Consider the following 24723-nt stretch of genomic DNA (forward strand, 5'->3'; position numbering starts at 1 on the left):
TCGTATAGGAAAGAATAACCTTTCTTCAAGGGGGAAATTTAAACATGTTGCCGTTACTAATTCGACTTGCTGTAATAGCGCTTATTATCTATGTATTTTACAAAGCGATTCGTTATATAACCGATCCTAAACGCAAACTTGATGAAGCCTATGAAAAAGGCCAGTATTATTTCTATGATGACGTTAAAAATGTCCGAAAAAATTTCTTTATTTCTTATAAGGGTGCTCTTTTTGAAGGTGAAAAATACCTAGGCACAACAGAGGATGCATTTGAGGTTGTAACCATTTTCGTCGGTGCGCGTGATGCTGCAACATTACAAGGCTTCAGCAAAAGCGACTTTGAATATTTGCAGCAAGAAATATTATTGAACTATCCAAGCGCCAAAATCAATTGGAAGCAGCCCATTGAACAGCTTATGCGAAACACATCCCCATAATGAGGATGTGTTTTAATTATTCTCATTTATGTCCACAGCTGCACAATGATAAAAATTTGTATGGCTGCAAGTAGGGGAAAACCAAATGCAAAGTGGTTATGACGTGTTTTGTGGCGGAATAAATACATACCCAATACACCCCCAACTGCCCCTCCTGCTATGGCTAGTGTAAATAATGTACGCTCTGCTATACGCCATTCATGATTCTTTGCGCGCGATTTATCCATCCCCATTAAAATGAGCAATACAATTGATACAATGCTCATATAAGCTAATAATGCTTGTCCCATTTCTTACTCCTTTAAAACCGTGATACTATTAATCTAACACAAAAAAGACTGATGGAAAAACCCATCAGTCTTTTTATCGCATTTGTGTCATTTTGCACCTGTCGCTACGCTTTCGGTGCAGAAATAACAGTTAATGTTGTCAGCTATTATTTAGCTACTGCTTTTTTAGCAGCGTCTGCTAATTGAGTGAATGCTGCAGCATCAGTTACTGCAAGGTCAGCTAACATTTTACGGTTAACTTCGATACCTGCAACTTTTAAACCGTGCATTAAACGGCTATAAGAAAGACCGTTCATACGAGCAGCTGCGTTGATACGAGTGATCCATAATTTACGGAAATCACGTTTTTTCTGACGACGGTCACGGTATGCATATTGACCTGATTTCATTACTGCTTGGTTAGCAACTTTGTATAATGTATGTTTTGAACCATAGTAACCTTTAGCTAATTTCAATACTTTTTTACGACGTTTGCGCGTCACTGTTCCGCCTTTTACGCGTGGCATATGAATTACCTCCTGCTTTTCATTTAAAAATGAATGTTAGTATTTTTTTGTAGTCAATTATTTCATGTATACAAGTAAAGATTTGATGCGTTTGAAGTCACCAGATGATACGATGTTCGCTTTACGTAGGTGACGTTTTTGTTTCGTAGATTTGTTTGCGAATAAGTGGCTTCCATAAGCACGGTCGTATTTTAATTTACCTGAACCCGTTTTTTTGAAACGTTTCGCAGCTCCACGGTGAGTTTTCATTTTTGGCATGTCGAATTCCTCCTAAACTGTTCGTCTAATATTATTTCTCGTTCTTTGGTTGAAGAACTAAGAACATGCTTCGGCCTTCCATCTTCGGTTTTTGTTCTACCGTTGATACTTCAGCACAAGCTTCAGCAAAACGATCTAACACACGTTGACCAATCTCTTTGTGTGTGATCGCACGACCTTTGAAACGTAGGCTACATTTTACTTTATCGCCTTTTTCAAGGAATTTAATCGCATTACGTAACTTCGTTTGGAAATCATGCTCATCGATTGTTGGGCTCAAACGAACCTCTTTCATTACGATGACCTTTTGATTTTTACGAATTTCACGGTCTTTCTTTTGCTGTTCAAACTTAAATTTACCATAGTCCATGATACGAGCGACTGGCGGCTTGGCTTGAGGGGCCACAAGGACAAGATCCAAGTTTACACGAGCGGCGATTTCTAGCGCTTCATTACGTGTCTTTACACCAAGCTGGTCACCATTGTGATCGATTAATCGAAGTTCACGTGCGCGAATGCCTTCGTTTACATACATGTCTTTGCTAATAGTAATCCACCTCCAAGTAGTTGTCGCGAATACATGGTTTGGGCAAAGCCTTGCCCGGTTGAACGGTACATCCTCTCGTCATGTCCATAAAAAAAGGACGGACATTTTTGAAGATGTCCGCCCGCTATATGTGCATGCGCAAGTCTACGCAAAACAATTCAACGTGTCATACCTGTTCACAGCCTTTAAAGCGTTGTATCAGGTGAGAAGCGGGCAGCCTCTACTTCAACCACAAACTTTGTATTCATTAACCTTAACTATATTAGCATGTATATGATAAGCTGTCAAATATTTATTTTCTTATCAGTGCTAACATAACCAAAATGAAACTATTCTATACAAATGCAAGATTTATTTTATACAGAAACCCTCACTTTGGCAAGCAAGGGTTTCTAGTTAAAGCTTATTTTGTAATTTCTGTTTTAATAGCTGATAGGAAATCCTCAAAGCTAATTGTTTCGGAATCTTTCGAGCCATAACGTCGAACATTTACGCCATTTGCCTCAACCTCTTTATCCCCGATAACAAGCATATAAGGAATCTTTTTCATTTGTGCCTCACGGATTTTATAGCCTAATTTCTCTTCACGATCATCCATTTCCACACGTAGACCAGCCGCTGTAAGTTGCTCTTCAATTTGCTTTGCATAGTCGAAGTGAGCTTCATTCGATACTGGAATAACTTCAACTTGTACCGGTGCTAACCAAGTTGGGAATGCACCTTTGTATTCTTCAATTAAGAAGGCAACAAAACGTTCCATTGTTGATACAACACCACGGTGGATAACAACTGGACGATGAGGTTTACCATCTTCCCCAACATAAGTTAGGGCGAAGCGTTCTGGTAATAAGAAGTCTAATTGAACTGTAGATAAAGTCTCTTCTTTACCAATTGCTGTTTTTACTTGAACGTCAAGTTTAGGACCATAGAATGCAGCCTCACCTTCTGCTTCAAAGTAGTCTAAGCCAAGTTCATCCATTGCTTCTTTTAGCATGCTTTGTGCTTTTTCCCACATTGCATCATCATCGAAGTATTTCTCAGTATCTGCTGGGTCGCGATAAGATAAACGGAATGAGTAATCATTAAGATCGAAATCTTTATAAACCTCTAAAATTAACTGTACTACTTTTTGGAATTCCGCTTTAATTTGATCTGGGCGAACAAAAATATGGGCATCATTTAATGTCATCCCACGAACACGTTGTAAGCCTGAAACAGCCCCTGACATTTCGTAACGGTGCATGGTGCCAAGTTCTGCAATACGCAATGGTAGGTTACGATAAGAATGCATGCTGTTTTTGTACACCATCATATGGTGAGGACAGTTCATTGGACGCATAATTAATGTTTCATTATCCATTTCCATTGGTGGAAAAATTGAATCTTGATAATGATCCCAGTGACCAGAAGTTTGATAAAGCTCTTTAGAACCTAATACTGGTGTATAAACGTGCTTATAGCCAAGTGATAATTCTTTATCGACAATATAACGTTCAATAACACGACGAATTGTTGCACCATTTGGTAACCAAAGTGGTAAACCTTGGCCAACTTTTTGAGAAGTTGTGAACAGTTCTAATTCTTTTCCGATTTTACGGTGATCACGTTCTTTTGCTTCTTCTAGCATTTGGAGGTGGTGTTTTAATTCCTCTTTTTTGAAGAACGCTGTACCATAAATACGTTGTAACATTTTGTTATCAGAGTTCCCTCTCCAGTAAGCCCCCGCTAATGATAAAAGCTTGAATTCACGAAGTTTACCAGTAGATGGTACGTGGATACCACGGCAAAGATCAAAAAACTCGCCTTGATAATAAATAGATACTTGCTCATCTGCAGGAATGGCTTCAAGTAACTCTAATTTATACTCATCACCAATTTCTTCATAAAGGGCTTGTGCTTCTGCACGGCTTACATTTTTGCGTTCTACCTCAAGGTTTTCAGCAATAATTTTCTTCATTTCTTTTTCAATGGCTGGTAGATCTTCAGCTGTGATTGGTGTTGGTGAGTCGATATCATAGTAGAAACCACCTTCAATTACCGGACCAATACCAAGCTTTGCATCTGGGAATAGACGTTTAATAGCTTGCGCTGTTAAATGGGCAGTTGAATGACGTAAAATTTCAAGTGCTTCCTCATCATCTTGTGTAATGATTGCAATTGTTGCATCCTCTTCAATTGGTGTTTTTAAATCCACTAACACACCATTAATTTTACCTGCATACGCTTTTTTACGTAAGCCAGGGCTAATAGATAATGCTACGTCATCAGTTGATGTGTCTTTTGCAAATTCCTTTATAGCGCCATCTGGGAAAGTTAATTTAATCATTTCTGACATCTTCTTTGCACTCCTTTGTTTTTGATAAATACATAATGCTTGATGATTGGCTGGAGCAATGTTTGTGTGACTCTACCGCTTGGTTTGAGCGGAGTCATTGCTTTTTTGAGCATTTCTCTGTGCAATCAGAGCGGCATCTTCATGTTTCTGAGCGGTTTCTTACTCTCTAAGAGCAAGTTAACCACTTTCGCAAGCGACTTCCCTTCCTATAGGAGTGGGGCCATCACTTCTCACATCGATTTCAATGAAATCGGAGAAAAATAAAAAAAGCTCCGTCCCTCACAAAAGGGACGAAGCGTATGCTCGTGGTTCCACCCTTCTTCCTTCCGACTTACATAAAGTCAGACGAAGCTCAAGGCTAGCTAACGGGCTAGGGACCGGCGAAAGATTATCCCTTTCGCTGCTCAGTAGGTAGTAAATAATGTGCCCATACTAGGAAGTTTTCAGCCAATGACTTCCCTCTCTAAAAGCTGATACACAAAATTCATGTCCTCATCAATGCATATTGATATTAAGTATATGAGTCAGTATACGCTCGATTGTCGAAAAATGCAACTATCAATGTTACATCCGACGATTTTTGCCTCGCATTTCGATCGGCACTGTTAGGGCTTTAATTCGTTCCATAATTCGTCCCGCTTTGACAACCTCAATATCACCTTTTTGTGACTGTGCTAAGTGATGCTCTAATTCTTCATAGTTAAAATTAGACGTAATAAAAGTTGGCAATTGCTCTGCCATCCGATAATGGAAAATAGTCCCCAAAATTTCATCACGTGTCCAGGCAGTCATCGTCTCCGCACCTAAATCATCTAGCATTAAAACAGGAGCCTTTTTAATATAATCAATTTTCTCATTCAATGTATTATCACCAATGGCATTTTTCATTTCTCGTAAAAACTCTGGAACGAAAACTACCACAGAGCGGATTTTAATAGATGCTAATTCATTGGCCAATGCACCAAGTACAAAGGATTTCCCAACACCAAACTTACCATATAAGTAAAATCCTTTTGCAGGTAATTGACCAGTTTCTTTTGTTATTTTAACAAATTGAGCTGCTTTTTGTGCAATCGCCACACGTGATTCATCATCAATACTTAAATCATGAATTGTTGCTTGTAGCACATCTTTTGGCATATGCATACTTGCAATCATATTCGCAACATCTCGACGCTCTTCTTCCCTAATCTTTTGCTCACAGCGCACATAGTCCATTTCAATAGAATTCCGAACAACCCTTAATGTAGGGAGGAATCCTTTTAAATAGTTTGTACAATGTTCTGTATTATCACACCCACAGCACTCAGTAGATTGACTAATAAACTCATGCAGTTTAGGTAAGTTTCGCTCAACATTGTCATAGCTTAATTCATCTGCATGCTGCGCTAAAAATTCCTGCACATGCGGATGCTCTAAAATTTCACGTCGCATGGCTTCATAGCGTTCTTGGAACGAGGGTACATTAATTGCTCGCTTTAGTGGTCCATTTATAGGTTCGATTACTGCTCACCTTCTTTACTATTCGCTTTTTCCTAGCATCTCTAATATTTTTTGTCGCTCTTTTTCAAAATCTATAGTACTAGAGGTAGATTCCTCTTGATTTTCATTTCGTTTATAGAACCATTCAGGCACTTTTTCTTCACGTTGATATCTTGAACGTCCCTTAGTCTGTTGACTCGTTTTATTGGAAGTTTGCGGCTTGTTTTTCCAGGCTGTATATTTATCATGCTCTTGGCGTGCAAGTTCCATTGCTTCCTTAGCTGTTTGGACATTTTTTCTTACCCAATGATCGGCAATCGTTTCCACATATTTTTTAGGGAGCTTCATATCTGTTGTTAGCATAACGTATTCTAACAATGCATTGACCACTCCAATTGGCATACCATGTTGAACGATTAAATTTTCTGCAAGCTGGACAGAGGTTTGTAATGGTTCTTTACCATTATTTATATCTCTTAAAACTTGGACAGGCGCCGTTGTTTCTAAATAGTGTTGAAGCTCCTGATCCTTGGTTTTTTGTCCCGCATCTGCTACTGGTAAAGGCTCGGTGACACGCGCAAGTTTTGGCGGCTCCTTGGATACGGTTAATTTATAAAAATCAGCAGCAGCCTTTCGTAAACGTTCCTGAGAAATTCCTAAATCATCATCTAAAGCAAGTATGACTACTTTTTGCATATCAAGGGCTGTTAAATGATATAAAAATGCCAACTTGGCTATAGCTTCACGCACCTCAAATGTCAATAAATTAGAAGGTACCAATTGCTCAGACAAACCCGCTTGCAATAAATCAAAATCGAATTGCTCCAAATAAAAAGGATATACTTTTTGCTGTTTATCCTTATGACTTGTATCCACTTGTAAATCTGATGGAATATTGGCATGCACAGGCTTATAGACATCAATAAAAGCACGAGATACATCCTTAAACGCCGAGTCCTTTACAGGTGACATAAAGCGCTGACGTAAGTTGCGATAAGCCTGCTCTCCAATTTTACTAAACAAAAACATCGACAGCAGCGGGTCTTTCATAAAGCTATCAGCATCTAATGGGCGCTGTAGCTCATATAAAAAACTACGCTCACCAGCATTTTCTTTTTTCCATGTACGCAGCAAACCAATAGCTTCTAATGCAATTCGAGCCTCAAACACTTTACCAATTGGTAGCCCTAGCACATTCATTAAATAATAATGTGTCATTTGCTGCTTTGGCATTTGCTCTGCTTCTGCCCACAATGTTAAATAGAGGCTAACTGGCTCTGATCCCGTTAATGGTTGATAAAATAATGTAACTAATTGACGCTCTTGTGTAGAAAATGCATGAGGTAGACGAATGTCGAAAGGATCGCCAGGTTGCAATTCCTTATATAAATGAATCAACGTCATTCATCCTCTCTGTTTGCTATGATTTCTTCTCCGTTTGACGTTGAATAATGTCCTTTATTTCCTCAATAAAGACATTGATATCTTTAAACTGACGGTAGACCGACGCAAAACGCACATAGGCAACCTCATCAATTTTGGCTAAGCGGTCCATGACCATTTCGCCAACATCTTCTGAGCGTACTTCCGAATTCCCAATACGACGAAGATCTTTTTCAATGGACAGAACAAGTTCCTCCAGCACATCAAGTGCCACTGGACGTTTTTCACAAGCACGAATAAGCCCACGAAGTACCTTCTCACGGCTAAACTCTTCTCGTGAACCTTCCTTTTTGACAACGACTAATGGCGTCTCTTCAATTTTTTCAAACGTTGTAAAACGGAAGCCACATGACTCACATTCACGACGTCTACGTATTTCTTTATTATCATCTACTGGCCTCGAATCCACAACACGCGTTCCGTTAAATTGGCAAGATGGACATCTCATATAATTACTCTCCTGGTTTACAACAATTTAATATATCTATTATAACAAATTTCCTACATGTAAGAAAAGTGCATTCACGTTTGTGGTCTCATGATAAATCTAAAGCACCTGAAGTACAAGATAAGTTTCTGTAAAAAAAGAGCACATTGAAACCTTTTCGATTTCAATGTGCTCTCTATAGAAATTATTACGCGTTTACCGTTTCTAAAGCATTTGCCACTTTTTTCACAAGGTCCACAACGCGTGCAGAGTAGCCCCACTCGTTATCATACCAAGCAAGTACTTTTACTTTGCGGTTGCCTAACACCATTGTAGAAAGTCCATCAACTGTTGAAGAATAAGTTGTTGTATTGTAATCAGAAGATACTAATGGCTCAACAGAGAAATTAAGGATCCCCTTCATTGGACCTTCTGTTGCCGCTTTTACAAATGCTGCATTGACTGCATCAACTGTTACATCTGTATTTAAATCTACTACAAGGTCAACTAAAGATACGTTTGGTGTAGGAACACGAAGTGCCATACCATGAATTTTACCTTCTAATTCAGGTAAAACTAATTTTAATGCTTTCGCTGCACCTGTAGATGTCGGGATAATGGATTGGGCGCATCCACGTGCACGACGTAAATCTTTATGCGGATTGTCTAAGTTCTTTTGGTCATTAGTATAAGCATGAACTGTTGTCATTAAGCCATTCTCAATACCAAATGTGTCATTCAATACTTTTGCTACTGGCGCTAAGCAGTTTGTTGTACAAGAAGCATTTGAAATAACATCATGTTTAGCAATATCCAATTTGTCATCATTTACACCTAAAACAATTGTTACATCCTCGTTTTTACCTGGTGCTGTTAAGATTACTTTTTTCGCGCCAGCTGCTAAGTGCATGGCTGCTTTATCACGTTCATTAAATTTTCCTGTAGCTTCAATCACGATATCTACACCCATTGTAGACCAAGGTAATTTTAATGGATCACGTTCACTAATAATTTGAACACGTTTACCATTTACAACTAAAGCATCGCCTGCTGGTTCTACCGTACCTTCAAAAGTTCCGTGATTTGTGTCATACTTAATCAAATGTGCTAACGTTTCTGCAGGATAGCTTGCGTTAATCGCAACGATGTTTAAATCTTGTTGTACGATAGCCTGGCGGAAAACCATACGTCCGATACGCCCGAAACCATTAATAGCAATTGATACTGTCATTTATAATATCCTCCTGTGAGTACATACTCAGATTAATTAATTATATACTTTACGGTGATTAGTATAACACAATTTTAAAAAAGATGAACATTATATATTGAGAATATAAAAGTTCTTATTTTCTGAAAAATTATTCTTTATTATGGCGTTTCCCCATAAAAAAATGCGTAGCAAGGTGCCTTGCTACGCATCATAAAAGAACTCATTAAATAACATCCCAATAATGCAGGATTTTTTTTAATTGTTCTTCAGTACTTTCTATATTTTCATTATTATAAATGACCGCATGTGCACCCTTTTCTTTGACAGACATCGGCAGTTGAGAGTGCATACGTGCCAAGGCATCTTCTTTAGATAAATTATTTCGTTCCATTAAACGTCGAAGCTGAACTTCTTCACTGACCGATACCACAATGATACGTTCCACAAAATGTTGAAGCTTACTCTCAAATAACAAAGGAATGTCCATCACCACATGTTCATGTCCTGCTTCTAAATAGGCATCACGCTGACGTAACATTTCTTTTCTGATTGCTGGATGCATGATATCATTTAACGTTTTACGTTTTGCAGGCTCATGGAATATGATATCTCCCAGCATAGTTCGATTTAAATTGCCGTCCTCAAGCAAGATAGCTTGTCCGAAGCTTTCAGCAATCAATGCTAATGTCTCTGTTCCAGGTTCTACGACATCTCGTGCTACAACATCTGCATCAACAATCGGTAAACCCAGTTCGCTCATCATTTTAGCTACTGTACTTTTTCCACTTGCAATACTTCCTGTAAGTCCGATAATCATTGCTAAATCCCCTTTAATGTTGACAATTTGGGCAATAGACAGAGGTACGCCCTCCAATTGTCATTTGACTTGTAGCCGTTTCACATGCTGGACATACCTTTTTCCCATACATTTTTAATCGATTCTGCATACTCCCGGCTTCCCCATTAATATTCCGATAATCAGAAATAGTTGAACCACCCGCTTCAATGCTTTGACGTAGGACAGCAACAATCTCCTCAAATAATGCTCGCTTCCGCTTTTCACTAATGCGGCTCATTTTGCGTGCAGGGTGAATTTTCTGAGCAAACAATGCCTCTGTTGCATAAATATTGCCACAACCCGAAATGACTTGCCCATCCATAATTACTTCTTTTACGGCTTTATTTTCATATTTCGGTAGCTTAGATTTTGTTATAAAAAAATCACATGCATGCTCATCAAATGGCTCTGGTGCCATTTTTGTCAATGGCGCATGATCTTCAATTTTTGTCAGAAAACGTAGTTCACCGAAGCGACGAATATCTGAATAAATCAAGTATCCCCCATCTGCCATTTCAAATGTCGCATGGATATGCTTTTGAAATTTCGCCTCATTGATTTCTTCGGGTGAATTCACAACAAACCAAGCACCTGTCATACCTAAGTGACTAACAAGTACGTATGGAACATCATCCTTCAGCAAATGAAAGAAAATATATTTGGCTCTTCGTTCAATTCTGGTAATGGTCATCTGGGACAAAGTACTTTCAAAAGCATCAGGCTCTGCTTGTTTGACAATACATTGTTTACCCTCACTAAAAGAGAAATGTACTCGTTCAGAAAGCTTAACCTGTTGAATGGTACGTCCTTCAACTGTTGGCTTCAATGCCTGGACGACACCCTCTACCTCTGGTAATTCAGGCATTTGAATCCCTCCTTATTTTGCCTCGTACCATGTTGAGCCATGATTAAAATCTACTTTAAGCGGTACAGCAAGCTCAATAGCGTTTTCCATAACTTCTGGTACAATTTTTTCTAGTAAGGCAATCTCTTCCTTTGGTGCCTCAAAGATCAGCTCATCATGCACTTGAAGCAGCAGTTTTGCCTGCATCTTTTCTTTTTTCAATCGAGCATCCATATCAATCATTGCCTTTTTAATGATATCAGCTGCACTACCTTGAATTGGCGTATTCATCGCCGTACGCTCAGCAAAGCTTCTTAAATTAAAATTTGAGCTTGTAATATCCGGTAAATAACGGCGTCTATTTAATATCGTTGTCACATAACCATTAAATTTCGCATTTTGTACAATGTCATCCATGTACTGTTTTACACCAGGGAAACTCGCGAAATACTTTTCAATAAAATTAGCCGCTTCCTTACGCGTAATATCTAAGTTTTGTGATAGACCATAATCACTAATACCGTAGACTATTCCAAAGTTAACAGCTTTCGCTGCGCGACGCATATTACTATCAACCTCATCTTCTGACACATGAAATACATCCATAGCTGTACGTGTATGAACGTCCATTCCTTCACGGAAAGCCTCAACAAGGTTTTGATCTTCTGACATATGCGCAAGAACGCGTAATTCAATTTGCGAATAGTCAGCAGAAAATAATATCCAATCCTCTTTTGAAGGTACAAAGGCTTGACGAATTTTGCGGCCCTCCTCTAAACGAATTGGGATGTTTTGTAAATTCGGGTCTGTTGAGCTTAAACGCCCTGTTGCAGTTAAAGCTTGCTGGAAGCGTGTATGCACTTTACTATCCGATTCATGAATCTCCTTTAGTAAGCCTTCAATATATGTGGATTGTAATTTTCCAAGTTGGCGATACAACAGAATATGTTCGATGATAGCATGCTCTGACTGTAATTTTTCTAGGACATCCGCAGCAGTTGAATAGCCTGTCTTCGTCTTTTTAATCACAGGTAGCCCTAGCTTATCGAATAGAATCACACCTAATTGTTTTGGTGAATTAATATTAAAGGTTTCTCCAGCTTCTGCATAAATTTCTTGCTCAATTACCACAAGTTTATCATTAAGCTCTTGCCCCATTTTCTCTAACGTAGCACGGTTAACCGTAATCCCTTCGCTTTCCATTTCACCTAAAATCCCTGCTAATGGTAGCTCTAGGTTTTTATAAAGATCGAATTGTTCATTTTCTTTTAATAAGGCTTCCAGTTTCGGCTGTAATGACCATACTGCAAAAGCTTTACGGCTAACATGCTGTGCAAGTTGATCCAAATCAGGAATTGCACGCTTAGCACCTTTTCCATAAACCGCTTCATCTGCTTGGACATCATAGTAGCCTAATTCCCTTGCAAGTGTTGCGATATCATCGCCACTTAATGCTGGATTATTAATATAAGAGGCAAGTAGCAAATCAAAGTCAACGCCAGCTAATTGAATCCCAGCTCGCTTTAATGATGCTTGAGCTGCCTTAGAATCGGACATATATTTTATTTTTGTGGCATCTTCTAGCCAACGACGGAGAGTATCTGATTTTGCTGCATTCTCAAATGGAATATATTGCGTCTTTATGCCATCTGATAATGCAATTCCTAGCTGCTGACAAGTATGATAGTGCTCGTTTTCAAGCTCTACATGCACAGCCATCACATCTTGTAAATCCTCAGGTCGAACTTCCTGAACAAGGTCATAATCGAAAGGAGCTTGCTCTTTTTCCTGCACTGTAAAGTCACTTTTATCAAGCAGCGATTTAAAGCCAAGCTCACGCCACACATTGATTAATTCATCTTCTTTTGGCCCATTATAGGCAAGATCAGCCAGTGAAATAGTGATTGGAGCATCCGTATAAATCGTTGCCAGCTTCTTACTCATGATGGCCTGCTCTTCATTAGCTACAAGCTTTTCCTTCATTTTAGAAGCTTTCAACGTATCCATTGCTTCATAAAGTGCTTCAACGGAGCCATGCTCTTTTAATAATTTTACAGCCGTTTTTTCCCCGACGCCTGGTACACCAGGAATATTATCGGAGGAATCCCCCATCAAGCCTTTCATATCAATAATTTGGAGCGGCGTTAACCCGTACTTTTCCGCAATAAAAGCTGGTGTATTTTTCTCTATTTCCGTAATACCCTTTTTCGTTATATAAACAGTTACTTGCTCTGTCGCCAGCTGTGTTAAATCACGGTCTCCAGAAACGATGATAACATCCATATCCTGCGATGAAGCCTCTTTTGCAAGCGTTCCGATAATATCATCTGCTTCATATAATTCCTGCTCATATTGCTTAATGCCATACGCATCAATGAGCTTTCGTAAATATGGAAATTGCTCTGATAATTCTGGTGGTGTCTTTTGACGTCCTCCTTTATATTCTGTAAAGGTTTCATGCCGGAATGTTGTTTTCCCCGCATCAAAAGCAACCAATATTTTTGTTGGCTGTTCTTCCTCTAATATTCTTTGTAGCATTGTTGTAAAGCCGTATACAGCATTAGTATGAATGCCACTATCATTCGTTAGCAATGGCAACGCAAAAAACGCGCGATACGCTAAACTATTACCGTCCAATAATAGTAATTTTTCCTTGGTCATGATTTTATCCTCCTGCGTTGTCTTCTACTTCTACTTTATCATAACAATACATTTCAAGTAAAAAAAGCAGGCGTCCATCCTCAAGGTTATCCATTATTTTTAATGGTTTATCCACCACTTTTAAGGCTCTATCCGTTACTTTTGCATTCCTATTCATTCAAAAAAGCCAACCGCTCGCACTGCGGTTGACTTGCTTAAAATATTTTAACATCTTTAACGCATATTACCTATAATAGACGAACGACTATCCTGCATTTTTTTCACAAAATTAGTCATTACATCAAAAGCCTCATTCCGTTTACTATTCATGCTTTGTAAACGGAGCATATCCATTTGCTGAGAATTACTTAAAGCATCCATTTGACCTTGCTGTGCATTCAAATCAGCTAGCTGCTGATTTCGTTGTTGAACACCATCTAGTTGATCCTTAAGCTGATTTTCTAACAGCTGTGCTCGCTGTGATTGAACTGCCTGTAATGCCGATTCTAGATCCATGCCTTGAATATCAATTGGTTGAATTTGGCTATTAGTAGAGGACCGCTCTGCCCCACTTCATACATACTAAAGGTTAAAACTAGGTTAAAAAAATCTAATTTTCATTATGGTATGTATGTATCCGCCTATCAAGTTTAGTCATTGACTATTCTCAATATCTTGACTGTACTACAGATTAAATAAGGGCAATACTGACAAATGTTAATAATTTACGTGTTAACAAGGCATAAAAAGCAAAAACTTTCATTCAAGGACAAGTCTCCTGTGAATGAAAGTTCCTAATAGTTGTTATTGATTTGAAGTACGATAAAAAACTTCTTCATAGATGACAGTTAGTATAAATGCATTCATAAAAGCAAACACAAGGAATAACGGCATGCCACCTAATTGTAGATGTGTTAGCTCTTGATTAAAGACCATTACTGTACTAATTTGTGCTAAAAAGAAGATTAAGCCAATTCCAACCTGCCAAATAGGACGCTTGACCTTTCTTTTTTCATACCAAAATAACTTCTTAAAAAGGTTTCTTACATCATCTGCAATAATGATACTGACTAAAAAGATACAAACAAAAAACACTGGTATATGATAAACACTCTTCGTCACCCACGAAAAATCGGATAGACGGTAGAAAAGTGTTAATATCGAAGCTATACTACAAGCAATTCCTAAATTTTGGAGCCATTTGCTAATTTGTAATTTCAAAGCCCTTACCCCCAACTATTCTTTTTTAAACATTATCATTCTATCAAATTATAGTTGATTGGGGAATACAAACTTATAAATTTCTATTATTTTTATACTATAATAATTCGATTTCACGGATAGTTATAATTCTAGTGCAACAAGAAAGTCGTCTCCTAAAAGACAGAGACGACCTTTAAACTGCGTTTATTTTATATAACCAGACAAGATGTTGGCATATGGTGAAGTAGCTGGCAAGATAATAACCGTATCTTCCCCAACCGTTTTCTTATAGGATTCTAGTGTGCGGTATAAAGAATAAAATTCAGGATCTTGTGAGAAAGATTTATTGTAAATCTTTGCAGCCTCTGCTTCTCCTTCAGCTTGAATTAAAGCAGCTTCTTTACTTGCTTTAGCAAGCATTTCTTGTACTTGTTGATCCGTTTGTGCCTCAATACGACGTTTCTGTGCATCTCCCTCTGAAAGATACTTTTGTGCAATTGATTCACGATCTGAAATCATATTCGTAAAAACGGATTGTTCATTTTCAGTTGGTAAATCAATGCGACGTATACGTACATCTACTACTTCAATACCATAGTTATCGTTGGAAAGAAGTTCATTAACACGTTCAGTTACTTGATCGTTGATGCTGCCTCGCGAAGAATCCTCATCATTTATAATCTCCGTATAGTTAATTCGGCCAAGTTCAGAGCGAATAACAGAATAAATGAACTCTTCCATACGTGATTCAACTTTTTCTATCGTACCAGCATTCGAAATTAATAACTTAGGGTCTGTAATACGCCATACAGCATAATTATCAATAATAATTCGTTTTTTATCCTTTGTATTAATCTCTTCTTCCGAAATCTCATATGTCATTTGGTTTTTTGGTAACTTCGTGACACTTTGAATAAAAGGAATTTTTATATTTAAACCTGGTTCACGCTCAAACTTAACAACCTCTCCAAACTGCCGAACAACTGCATACTCTGATTCTTTAACGATATAAATATTCGTTAATAAAGTAATCACTAGAGCGAATATGACCGTTAAGGTTACAGCTAGAGAGATATATTTTTTAGGATTCTTCGGTCCTTTCTTCGACATTTTCACTACATTGTCTCCCGAATCACCTTCTGAAGGAGCAGCTTTTTTACTTTTGCCAGATAAGAAATTGAGGAATTTTTCTAGATCCTTATTTTTTTGGTCCATTAGTTACCGCTCCCCTCTTTTTTCTCTGTTTGTGTCTGTTGCGACTGTTGAGGCTGTAGTTGCTGAAGTGGTAAATACTTCATCGTACTACCATCATCATTCATAATGTAAATTTGGGCTTTTGGTAAGACATTTTCAAGCGTCTCTAATATTAATCGCTCTCTTGTAATTTGCTGATTTCCCTTGTATTGCTCATACATTTTATTAAAGACGGCTACATCTCCTTGAGCTTGCTCGATACGGGCTGTTTTAGTACCTTTAGCCTTTGACATAATAGCATCGCGTTCACCCTGAGCCTCATTAATGCGTTGGTTTTCATATTTTTCAGCTTCATTTATTTTTGTATTTTTCATTTCACGTGCATCTGTTACAGCAGTGAATGCTGCACGCACATCTTTATTTGGCAATTCTACATCTTGCAATTTCACACCTAAAACGCTTATTCCAATATCGTATTTTTCAATAAGAGAAACTAATAATTGGCGAGTATTTGCTTCGATGTCAGCTTTACCTTCCGTTAACGCTGCATCGATAGAAGAACTTCCGATTATAGAACGAATGGCACTCGATGTCGCGCTATGTAATATTCTTTCGGGATCTTGCGAATTAAATAAAAACTTATTAGGCTCTGTAATTTTCCATTGAACAACAAGGTCTGTTAAGACAATATTTTCATCCCCTGTAATCATTTTTGTTTCAGCGTCGTATGCCTCTAGCTCACCTGCTTTATTTTGCTTATAACCAAATTGCAGACTAAATGTTTCTTTTGACAAAATTTCTACGGATTGGACGGGCCAAGGTAATTTAAAATGAAGACCTGGATTTGTTACTGTATCATCGGCACGACCAAATGTAATAACCACAGCTTGCTCTGATTCATCTACCGTGTACCATGAAGTAAAAACTGTAATAAGTGCAATAATTCCAAATATTCCAAGTCCAACAATCATTAGTGTCCTTTTCACACTCATGTCTGTTCCTCCTTTTGCTTAGTACTATTGTTTACGGTGAACCTTTATAAAAAGTTTCAAAATATTTTCATATAATGCTTGTAAAGGAGAGAATCCTCTGTATCTCATGCTTAACAAAAGCTTTTTAAAGCAAAAAATCCTGTTACCTTTTATGGCAACAGGATATTGATAACCAGATGTTCAAATACTGGGAAAATGGTTGTGGATAATACAATACTAATTAATGCAGCAACGATCATCGCTAGACTAGCAAATGTGCCTTCTAGCTCTCCAAATTCAAATGCTTTTGATGTACCCGTTCCATGAGCACCCATACCAAGCATTAATCCTCTAGATGAAGGTCTGTGAAAACGACATACTTTGATAACGATTGGCGCTAACAAGCTCCCTAAAATACCAGTCGTCATAACGAAAACAGCTGTAAGGGTAGGAGAACCACCAATCATATTAGAAATATCCATCGCAATAGGAGTTGTTACAGAACGTGGCACTAAACTATGCACCAACTCATCATTTAAGCCCACCAATAGAGCCATCATAAAGGATGACACAATAGCAACCGCAGAACCAACAGCAATGCTGATGAAAATTTCAAATGCGTGTTTTTTTAATAGGTTGACATTTTTATATATAGGAACGGCAAACGCAACGGTTGCTGGTCCTAGCAAATTTGTTAAGACACTCGCTCCAGAATTGTAGGATTTATAAGAAATTCCTGTCAATAGTAAAATACCTATAATTACTAAAGGTGTAATCAGCATAGGTGTCAGCCATTCTTTTTTATATTTCTTATAAAACATTTTACAAATATAAAAAATAGCAACAGTCCCAAGTAAACTGACAATGGCGATTAATAAAGTCATATCGCATCACCCTTCTTTCGCTGCTCTAGCCATTGTGCTGTATACCCCGTTACAAACATTACCACAATGGCACTCGCAACAATGACAAGCACAACCTTCATTCCTTGCACACCGAATAAGGCATGATAATCAATAACACCGATGGCAGATGGAATAAAGAATAGTAAGAGTTCACTTAATAGTACGGCTGCTCCTAATTCAATCCATTCAAGTTTGATTATATGAAACTGTAACAGCAAAAATAATAGGACAAGTCCTATTATACTCCCTGGAATCGGCAAGTGAAGTAGGCGTGCAATAGTATTTCCGATTAATAATAGTATATAAAGATAGCCGATTTGCACGATACTTTTGACGATTTTCATGGTCATCCTTCTCTCATTTTTTTCTCTGCCTCAACAGTCAGGAAAACACAATTCGAATGATAAGAAGGTTGATTCACTGACTGTCAAAGCGTTCGTCTAACAGACAATCGTGGATAAGATGGTTGTTAAACTTTATGCTACTATACTTTACACCTATTTACGTTCCCTGTAAAACAGAAAAAGAACCTAGTGTCTAAAAAACACTAAATTCTTTCTGTGGCGAATATAAAGCAGTTAAAAATCTTCTATTAGATTTTTATGGTCATCGTCTTAACAATCATATTGGGGGTTTCTAGTAATAAGTATAGTGCCCTAATATGAATGTAACATGTTGTTCATGTAAAGGATTTGTTAATTTTTCGGAATCATGACAATCATTTTAGTTCCTATGCCGACTTCGCTCTCTACTTGAATTCGGCCATGATGAGCCTCTACTAAATGCTTAACAATCGCTAACCCTAAGCCTGTTCCACCAGAATTACGACTTCTCGCTCGATCCACCCGATAAAATCTTTCAAAAACGCGCGCTATTTCATGTTTTTCAATGCCAATCCCTTGATCCTCTATTTCAATAATGCCATGTGTTTCATTTTCCTTTAATCGAATAGAAACAGTCGTATTTTCAGGAGAATATGTAATCGCATTGGTTATTAAATTCGTCACGATCTGAATGATACGATTGGCATCCCCCATAACCTGAACATCTCGTTCGATATCCACCTGGAAGCTCATATTTTTTTCATCCAATCGCGGAGCTGTCAATTCTGCTCCACGAATTAGAACATCCTGTAAGCCCATCGGCATAATGTTGACAGTAAAACCATGCTGCTCGATCTTTGAGAGCTCTAGTAAATCTTGAATCAGCATTTGAAGTCGATTACTTTCTTTATATATAATCTCCAAAAAGGAAATCAGCATTTTTTCGTCTTTATAGGCCCCATCCAATAAAGTTTCTGAAAAGCCTTTAATAGATGTAATAGGTGTGCGTAATTCATGTGATACATTCGCAACAAAGTCTTTCCGAATTTGTTCTAATCGAACTAGTTCCGTGATATCATGCATAACGATAACAACGCCTAGCCATCGTCCATGATCTCCGATGACCGGTGCCCCATAAACTTCTTTGTTATAAAGCTCTTGCTGTACTTCCATTTTAATTTGTTGTCGATAAGGCATTTCTGTCAGAAAGACATGATCGATAAATTGTTCTAATGATTTAGGTAAGCCTATTGTACGAAAAACCTTTCCTTGGACATCATCAAGCTGCATTCCAAAGCGCTCTAGAAATACTCGATTTACAATGGAAATATTTCCTTCACGACCAATCATCATAAGGGAGCTCCCCATATTTTCAATTAAGGTTTTCAGTCTTTCTTCCTCTACTTCTCGTATCGTTGTAATATCTTGCAAATTCCGTGCCAATATGTTTATAGAATGACTCAGTGGTATCATCCGTTCATGTTCATTTTCTTGAGCACGCGCACGATAGTTACCCTTTGCAAGCTCAAGGGCAGTGTCTGTCACATTGTCAATCGGTGCAGTAAAGTTACGTATCATATAACGACTTATAATTGCTATTAATATCAACGTGATGGTAAAGAGAATAGCCAGTACTCCATAAAGGCGAGCACGCACATAGTTCAATAAGGATTCGTCTCGTTCCATAGCCTGAGCTGCGTACAAGGCTTCCTGATCTTCCTTCGTTAAATCCATTTTGCGTTCATTGATTACTTGGTCCATTGATGTCCTTATCTCAGTTGTTGCTTGCTCGTTATATTGCTTGATATAAACAGGAAAAAGCTGACCTATAACAATCATTAGGACAGCTAGTATCGTTCCAAGTAAAAGCATGAATGTCAAGAATAAGCGGTTGCTCATCGATTTCATGTCGTTTTCGGCTCCTCAAATTTATAACCCAGGCCTCTAATTGTTTTAATAAACATCGGCTTACGGCTATTTTCTTCAATTTTATCGCGAAGGTGGCTAATGTGTACATCCACAATTCGAGTATCGCCAGCAAAATCATATTTCCATACAGCACTTAATAGCTGATCACGTGTTAATACACGATTTTTATTTTCAAGTAAATAGATGAGTAGCTCAAACTCTTTTGGTGTAAATTCCAGTGCCTCATCCTGTAAAAATACTTCAAATCGCTCTGGGTACACTCGCAATTGTCCAAACTCATACATTTTTTCCTGCACCTCATCCTTATCATCTGCGACAACATTTTGCGTGAAACGTCTTAATACAGCCTTGACACGCGCTAAAACTTCACGAGGACTAAAAGGCTTTGTCATGTAATCATCTGCTCCCAACTCAAGACCAAGAACTTTATCAAATTCGTCATCCTTAGCAGTTAGCATAATAATTGGCGTATTCATACGTTGTTGTCGTATTTGTTTACAGACCTCCATGCCATCTAGTTTTGGAAGCATCAAATCTAAAAGAATTAAATTTGGCTGTAAGTCGATTGCTTTTTCAAGCCCTTCCTGACCATCAGCAGCCGTTTCCACTACATAGCCTGCCTGTTCTAAATTATATTTCAATAATGTTGCAATCGAAAATTCATCTTCAATTACTAAAATCGTTTTTGTCATGTCTAATGCCTCCGTTAGTGATTTGAAACCCCCATTTCAAATCTCAAGACGTCTATAGCGCAAGTGGTGGAGTCACAAGCAATAAACCTTCAATTACAAGCTGCTTCTGCTCATTATATGAGTGGACAGATACAGTGATGGTATTGTCATATTTATTGATTGCTGTAACCTCTAATAGCGTATCGAACAATTCATAATGATAGAGAGGTCCTAAATATTTCAAATGTTGCTCAATAATTCGTGCACCTGGTCCTGGAATATACTTTGACACAGCTGATGTAATAATACCATTTAACATAATTGTCGGCACAATTGGTTTTTGAAAAGGTGTCATAGCCGCATAATCATGTTGAATATAAAGTGGATTACTATCGTTTGTAAGCCCTAAATAAAGCAATAGATCCCTATCTTCAATTTTTTCAGTGATATGGATTTTTTCGCCAACTGTAATTTCATCGATTGTGAGACCAAGTTTACTATTTTTTTGAAGCAAAGATACGCCAACCCCTTTTCTATCATACTACCTTCATAGTATCAATTTTATGCTAAAAGTACAATGAAAAGCAGAAGATCCTTACCTTTCTCTACCCTGGAAACATAAAAAAATGAGCAGGAACATTCCCTACTCATTTTAAGATTTAGACTGATATTTTACACTAAAATTTTCATCACATTACGAACTGCTTCTGCCGATTGATCTAAAGCTGCTTTTTCTTTGTCCGTTAATTCTAGCTCAAAGATTTTTTCAATACCGTTTTCGCCAAGTAATGTTGGAACACCTAAGTATAGATCATGATAGCCGTACTCGCCTTCTAAATAAGCAATAGATGGTAAAATACGTTTTTGATCTTTTACAATAGCTTCAGCCATCTCTATTAGTGCCGCAGCAGGCGCATAATAGGCAGAGCCGTTACCAAGTAAGTTGACAATTTCTGCACCACCATTACGCGTTCGGTCAACAATTTCTTCTAAACGTTCAGCAGAAATAAGTGTTTCTAACGGAATACCACCAGCAAATGAATAACGTGTTAACGGTACCATTGTATCACCGTGACCACCTAATACAAAACCAGTGATATCTTTTACTGAAATCTTAAGTTCTTCTGCCACAAATGCACAGAAACGAGCCGTATCAAGAACACCCGATTGACCAATAACACGGTTTTTAGGGAAGCCAGTTTCTTTGTATACTGTGTATGTCATGGCATCAACTGGGTTTGTCAGTACAAGGATTGTAGCATTTGGTGAATGCGTAGCAATCTCTTTTGAAACAGTTTTCATAACACTCTGATTGATTTGTACAAGGTCATCACGGCTCATACCAGGTTTACGTGCAACACCAGCAGTAATGATCACTACGTCAGAATTCGCCGTATCTGCATAATTGGAAGTACCTTGCACATAAGAGTCAAACCCTTGTATTGGTGCTGCTTCCCACATATCTAGCGCCTTACCCTTTGTTGGGTTTTCTGCCTGTGGAATATCCACTAATACGACGTCACCAAGTTCTTTCTGAGCTGCTAAAAATGCTGCAGTAGCGCCTGTAAAACCGCCACCGATAACTGAGATTTTTTTTCGTTTCAGAGACATTTGAATACGCTCCTTTAAAATTAGGTTATATATTTTAAAAGAGGGAGGAGACATCCATCTCACTCCCTCAATTAAACAAGTTTATCGTAAATATTCAATTAAAATTTACTATCACCCTAATTATATAGGCAGAAAAAAGCATCCGCTTTAGCGATAAATTCTATTGTAGAATAGAAAATTATAGGTTTTTGATTAACTCATTAGCGAATTCTGAACATTTCACTTCTGTAGCGCCGTCCATTAAACGAGCGAAGTCATAAGTTACAACTTTTGAAGAAATTGTATTCTCAACAGATTTAGTGATCATGTCAGCAGCTTCTTGCCATCCTAAGTGTTCAAGCATTAATACACCTGAAAGTAATACTGAAGATGGGTTTACTTTATCTAAACCAGCATATTTTGGAGCTGTACCATGAGTAGCTTCGAAGATCGCATGTCCAGTAACATAGTTAATGTTAGCTCCTGGAGCGATACCAATACCACCAACTTGTGCAGCAAGTGCATCAGAAATATAGTCACCATTTAAGTTCATTGTAGCTACTACATCGAACTCAGTTGGACGAGTTAAGATTTGTTGTAAGAAGATATCAGCGATAGAATCTTTTACTAAGATTTTACCAGCTGCTAAAGCATCAGATTGAGCTTTGTTTGCCGCTTCTTCACCTTGTTCAGCTTTGATTGCATCGTATTGGTTCCAAGTGAAAGTTTGATCAGCAAATTCTTTTTCTGCTAATTCATAACCCCATTTTTTGAATCCACCTTCAGTGAATTTCATGATGTTACCTTTATGAACTAAAGTAACAGATGGGCGTTTATGTTTAATTGCGTATTCGATAGCAGAACGTACTAAACGCTCAGTCCCTTCTTTAGATACAGGTTTAACACCGATACCAGAAGTTTCTGGGAAACGGATTTGATTTACACCAAATTCAGATTGTAGGAAGTTGATGATTTTTTGAGCTTGTTCTGAACCAGATTCGAATTCAATACCAGCGTAGATGTCTTCTGTGTTCTCACGGAAGATTACCATATCAACGTCTTCTGGGCGTTTAACTGGAGAAGGCACTCCATCAAAGTGACGTACTGGGCGTAAGCATACATATAAGTCAAGTTGTTGACGTAATGCTACGTTAAGAGAGCGGATACCACCACCGATTGGTGTAGTAAGAGGACCTTTGATTGCAATTAAGTATTCATTAATTTTGTCTAAAGTTTCTTGTGGTAACCATTCACCAGTTTGGTTAAATGCTTTTTCACCAGCTAAAACTTCTAACCATTCAATTTTCTTTTCACCGTTGTAAGCTTTTTCTACAGCTGCGTCGATTACGCGTGATGCTGCAGCCCAGATATCTGGACCAATTCCATCACCTTCGATGAAAGGAATTACTGGATTGTTTGGTACATTAAGTACGCCATTTTCAACTACAATTTTGTTTGACATTCTGTTGCCTCCTAAATTCATAATCATAGGACTGTGTTAGTGATAACACAGTCCCAAACATTCTAGCATATTTTCCAAATTAGCGCTCGCTGATTGGAACATATTTTTGCATGCCTGGTCCAACATACTCAGCACGTGGACGGATTAGGCGGTTATTAGCATATTGCTCAAGGATATGTGCCACCCAACCTGAAGTACGTGATACTGCGAAAATTGGTGTGAACAGGTCATGATCAATACCTAAAGAATCATACACTGACGCAGAGAAGAAATCTACGTTTGCAGGTAATTTCTTTTGTTCTACGATCATGTCATGAATTTTAACTGACATTTCGTAAAGCTCTGGTTTACCAGTTAGCTCAGTTAATTTTTTAGACATTACGCGTAAATGCGGAGCACGAGGGTCGCCTTTACGATATACACGGTGACCGAAGCCCATGATTTTTTCTTTGTTGTCTAATTTATTTTGAATATAAGATTCAACATTTTCAAGTGAGCCAATTTCAGTTAACATTTTCATAACTTGCTCATTTGCTCCACCGTGAAGTGGTCCTTTTAATGCACCGATCGCTGCAGTTACACCTGAATAAACGTCAGATAATGTAGCTACACATACACGTGCTGTAAATGTAGATGCATTTAATTCATGGTCAGCGTGTAACACTAATGCTTTGTCAAATGCTTCAATTTCAATAGCTTCTGGCTCTTCACCTTTTAGCATGTATAAGAAGTTTGCCGCATATCCTAATTCTGGTTTTGGCGCAACTGGCTCTAAACCTTTACGAACACGTGCAAATGCAGTTACTACTGTTGCAATTTTAGCTTGTAGACGAATTGCTTTACGGTAGTTTGCTTCTGGATCCATAACATCCGCTTCTTCATCGAATACACCAAGTAAAGATACTGCAGTACGCAATGCAGCCATTGGATGTACAGTTGAAAGTGGGTATGTTTTAAATTGGTCGACAATCGCTTGCGGAATTGACATGTTGTCTGCCAATTGTTGTTTTAATTCAGCTAGCTCGTCCTCTTTTGGTAAACGAGTATGCCATAACAGGTAAATTACCTCTTCGAATGACGCATTTTCTGCTAAATCATCAATGTTGTAACCAACATATGTAAGTGTGTCATCGATAATTGAACTGATTTTAGATTCCGCTGCTACGATACCTTCTAAACCTTTAGTTGCTGACATAAATTATCGCTCCCTCATAC

General features: G+C 38.0%; 26 protein-coding genes. 1 reads left to right on the forward strand and 25 read right to left on the reverse strand.

Going from position 1 to position 24723, the window contains the following annotated elements; translation table 11 throughout:
* Nucleotides 1-44 precede the first annotated feature (44 nt).
* Entirely contained in the window at nt 45-437 is a 393-nt protein-coding gene (locus RCJ95_RS13285) for a sigma-w pathway protein ysdB (protein WP_221680971.1), read from the forward strand.
* 26 nt (nt 438-463) lie between these two features.
* On the opposite strand, the gene RCJ95_RS13290 is transcribed toward RCJ95_RS13285, so the two are convergent.
* The 25 genes from RCJ95_RS13290 to citZ all read right to left on the reverse strand — a co-directional run bounded on the left by RCJ95_RS13290 (nt 464) and on the right by citZ (nt 24703).
* Nucleotides 464-727, reverse strand: a complete 264-nt coding sequence (locus RCJ95_RS13290) for a DUF1294 domain-containing protein (protein ID WP_221680972.1) — start codon at nt 725-727, stop codon at nt 464-466.
* A 146-nt stretch (nt 728-873) separates the two neighbouring features.
* Nucleotides 874-1233 carry a 50S ribosomal protein L20 gene (rplT, locus tag RCJ95_RS13295; protein WP_004226314.1) on the reverse strand — a complete coding sequence of 120 codons (360 nt, stop codon included), beginning with the start codon at nt 1231-1233 and terminating at the stop codon, nt 874-876.
* 57 nt (nt 1234-1290) lie between these two features.
* Nucleotides 1291-1491, reverse strand: a complete 201-nt coding sequence (rpmI, locus tag RCJ95_RS13300) for a 50S ribosomal protein L35 (RefSeq protein ID WP_004226312.1) — start codon at nt 1489-1491, stop codon at nt 1291-1293.
* A gap of 31 nt (nt 1492-1522) precedes the next feature.
* A complete protein-coding gene (gene infC, locus RCJ95_RS13305) occupies nt 1523-2026 on the reverse strand; it encodes a translation initiation factor IF-3 (RefSeq protein WP_016994853.1) in 504 nt (167 codons plus the stop codon).
* A gap of 415 nt (nt 2027-2441) precedes the next feature.
* Entirely contained in the window at nt 2442-4373 is a 1932-nt protein-coding gene (gene thrS, locus RCJ95_RS13310; protein ID WP_446722406.1) for a threonine--tRNA ligase, read from the reverse strand.
* A gap of 564 nt (nt 4374-4937) precedes the next feature.
* Nucleotides 4938-5867, reverse strand: coding sequence for a primosomal protein DnaI (gene dnaI, locus RCJ95_RS13315; RefSeq protein ID WP_225341047.1), 930 nt, complete (start codon nt 5865-5867; stop codon nt 4938-4940).
* Between the two features lie 27 nt (nt 5868-5894).
* Nucleotides 5895-7259, reverse strand: coding sequence for a replication initiation and membrane attachment family protein (locus tag RCJ95_RS13320; protein ID WP_257520342.1), 1365 nt, complete (start codon nt 7257-7259; stop codon nt 5895-5897).
* A gap of 16 nt (nt 7260-7275) precedes the next feature.
* On the reverse strand, nt 7276-7746 hold the full coding sequence (gene nrdR / locus RCJ95_RS13325; RefSeq protein WP_004226277.1) for a transcriptional regulator NrdR: 471 nt from the start codon (nt 7744-7746) through the stop codon (nt 7276-7278).
* 187 nt (nt 7747-7933) lie between these two features.
* Entirely contained in the window at nt 7934-8956 is a 1023-nt protein-coding gene (locus tag RCJ95_RS13330; RefSeq protein WP_004226274.1) for a glyceraldehyde-3-phosphate dehydrogenase, read from the reverse strand.
* Nucleotides 8957-9161: 205 nt separating this feature from the next.
* Nucleotides 9162-9755: a dephospho-CoA kinase gene (gene coaE / locus RCJ95_RS13335; protein ID WP_036078324.1), complete on the reverse strand. Its 594-nt coding sequence runs from the start codon at nt 9753-9755 to the stop codon at nt 9162-9164.
* 13 nt (nt 9756-9768) lie between these two features.
* Nucleotides 9769-10641, reverse strand: coding sequence for a bifunctional DNA-formamidopyrimidine glycosylase/DNA-(apurinic or apyrimidinic site) lyase (mutM, locus tag RCJ95_RS13340; RefSeq protein WP_257520343.1), 873 nt, complete (start codon nt 10639-10641; stop codon nt 9769-9771).
* A 12-nt stretch (nt 10642-10653) separates the two neighbouring features.
* On the reverse strand, nt 10654-13281 hold the full coding sequence (gene polA, locus RCJ95_RS13345; RefSeq protein WP_274769892.1) for a DNA polymerase I: 2628 nt from the start codon (nt 13279-13281) through the stop codon (nt 10654-10656).
* Between the two features lie 4 nt (nt 13282-13285).
* Nucleotides 13286-13438: a hypothetical protein gene (locus RCJ95_RS13350; RefSeq protein WP_274769893.1), complete on the reverse strand. Its 153-nt coding sequence runs from the start codon at nt 13436-13438 to the stop codon at nt 13286-13288.
* Nucleotides 13439-13494: 56 nt separating this feature from the next.
* On the reverse strand, nt 13495-13776 hold the full coding sequence (locus tag RCJ95_RS13355) for a hypothetical protein (RefSeq protein WP_446722407.1): 282 nt from the start codon (nt 13774-13776) through the stop codon (nt 13495-13497).
* Between the two features lie 288 nt (nt 13777-14064).
* On the reverse strand, nt 14065-14481 hold the full coding sequence (locus RCJ95_RS13360; protein ID WP_221680978.1) for a DNA polymerase I: 417 nt from the start codon (nt 14479-14481) through the stop codon (nt 14065-14067).
* A gap of 186 nt (nt 14482-14667) precedes the next feature.
* Complete coding sequence (hflC, locus tag RCJ95_RS13365; protein WP_221680979.1) at nt 14668-15678, reverse strand: protease modulator HflC; 1011 nt, start codon at nt 15676-15678, stop codon at nt 14668-14670.
* The gene (gene hflK / locus RCJ95_RS13370; RefSeq protein WP_131521350.1) at nt 15678-16649 is read right to left on the reverse strand and encodes an FtsH protease activity modulator HflK; all 972 of its coding nucleotides are present in this window, start codon (nt 16647-16649) and stop codon (nt 15678-15680) included. Before hflK ends, hflC begins: the two co-directional genes overlap by 1 nt.
* 149 nt (nt 16650-16798) lie before the next feature.
* Nucleotides 16799-17512 (reverse strand): LrgB family protein, encoded by a 714-nt coding sequence (locus RCJ95_RS13375; protein WP_004226253.1) that lies wholly within the window; start codon nt 17510-17512, stop codon nt 16799-16801.
* Entirely contained in the window at nt 17509-17877 is a 369-nt protein-coding gene (locus RCJ95_RS13380; protein WP_221680980.1) for a CidA/LrgA family holin-like protein, read from the reverse strand. The genes RCJ95_RS13375 and RCJ95_RS13380 overlap by 4 nt, the downstream gene beginning before the upstream one ends.
* A 351-nt stretch (nt 17878-18228) precedes the next feature.
* Nucleotides 18229-19764, reverse strand: coding sequence for a two-component system histidine kinase PnpS (pnpS, locus tag RCJ95_RS13385; protein ID WP_274769898.1), 1536 nt, complete (start codon nt 19762-19764; stop codon nt 18229-18231).
* Nucleotides 19761-20477 carry a response regulator transcription factor gene (locus tag RCJ95_RS13390; RefSeq protein WP_446722408.1) on the reverse strand — a complete coding sequence of 239 codons (717 nt, stop codon included), beginning with the start codon at nt 20475-20477 and terminating at the stop codon, nt 19761-19763. The genes pnpS and RCJ95_RS13390 overlap by 4 nt, the downstream gene beginning before the upstream one ends.
* Before the next feature lie 52 nt (nt 20478-20529).
* Nucleotides 20530-20970, reverse strand: a complete 441-nt coding sequence (locus RCJ95_RS13395; protein WP_004226245.1) for a MaoC/PaaZ C-terminal domain-containing protein — start codon at nt 20968-20970, stop codon at nt 20530-20532.
* 158 nt (nt 20971-21128) lie between these two features.
* The gene (gene mdh, locus RCJ95_RS13400) at nt 21129-22067 is read right to left on the reverse strand and encodes a malate dehydrogenase (RefSeq protein ID WP_004226243.1); all 939 of its coding nucleotides are present in this window, start codon (nt 22065-22067) and stop codon (nt 21129-21131) included.
* A gap of 178 nt (nt 22068-22245) precedes the next feature.
* Nucleotides 22246-23508 carry an NADP-dependent isocitrate dehydrogenase gene (gene icd, locus RCJ95_RS13405; RefSeq protein WP_025114483.1) on the reverse strand — a complete coding sequence of 421 codons (1263 nt, stop codon included), beginning with the start codon at nt 23506-23508 and terminating at the stop codon, nt 22246-22248.
* A gap of 79 nt (nt 23509-23587) precedes the next feature.
* Nucleotides 23588-24703, reverse strand: coding sequence for a citrate synthase (citZ, locus tag RCJ95_RS13410; RefSeq protein ID WP_004226238.1), 1116 nt, complete (start codon nt 24701-24703; stop codon nt 23588-23590).
* Nucleotides 24704-24723: the final 20 nt, after the last annotated feature.

This window comes from Lysinibacillus sp. BSL11 (assembly GCF_052928325.1).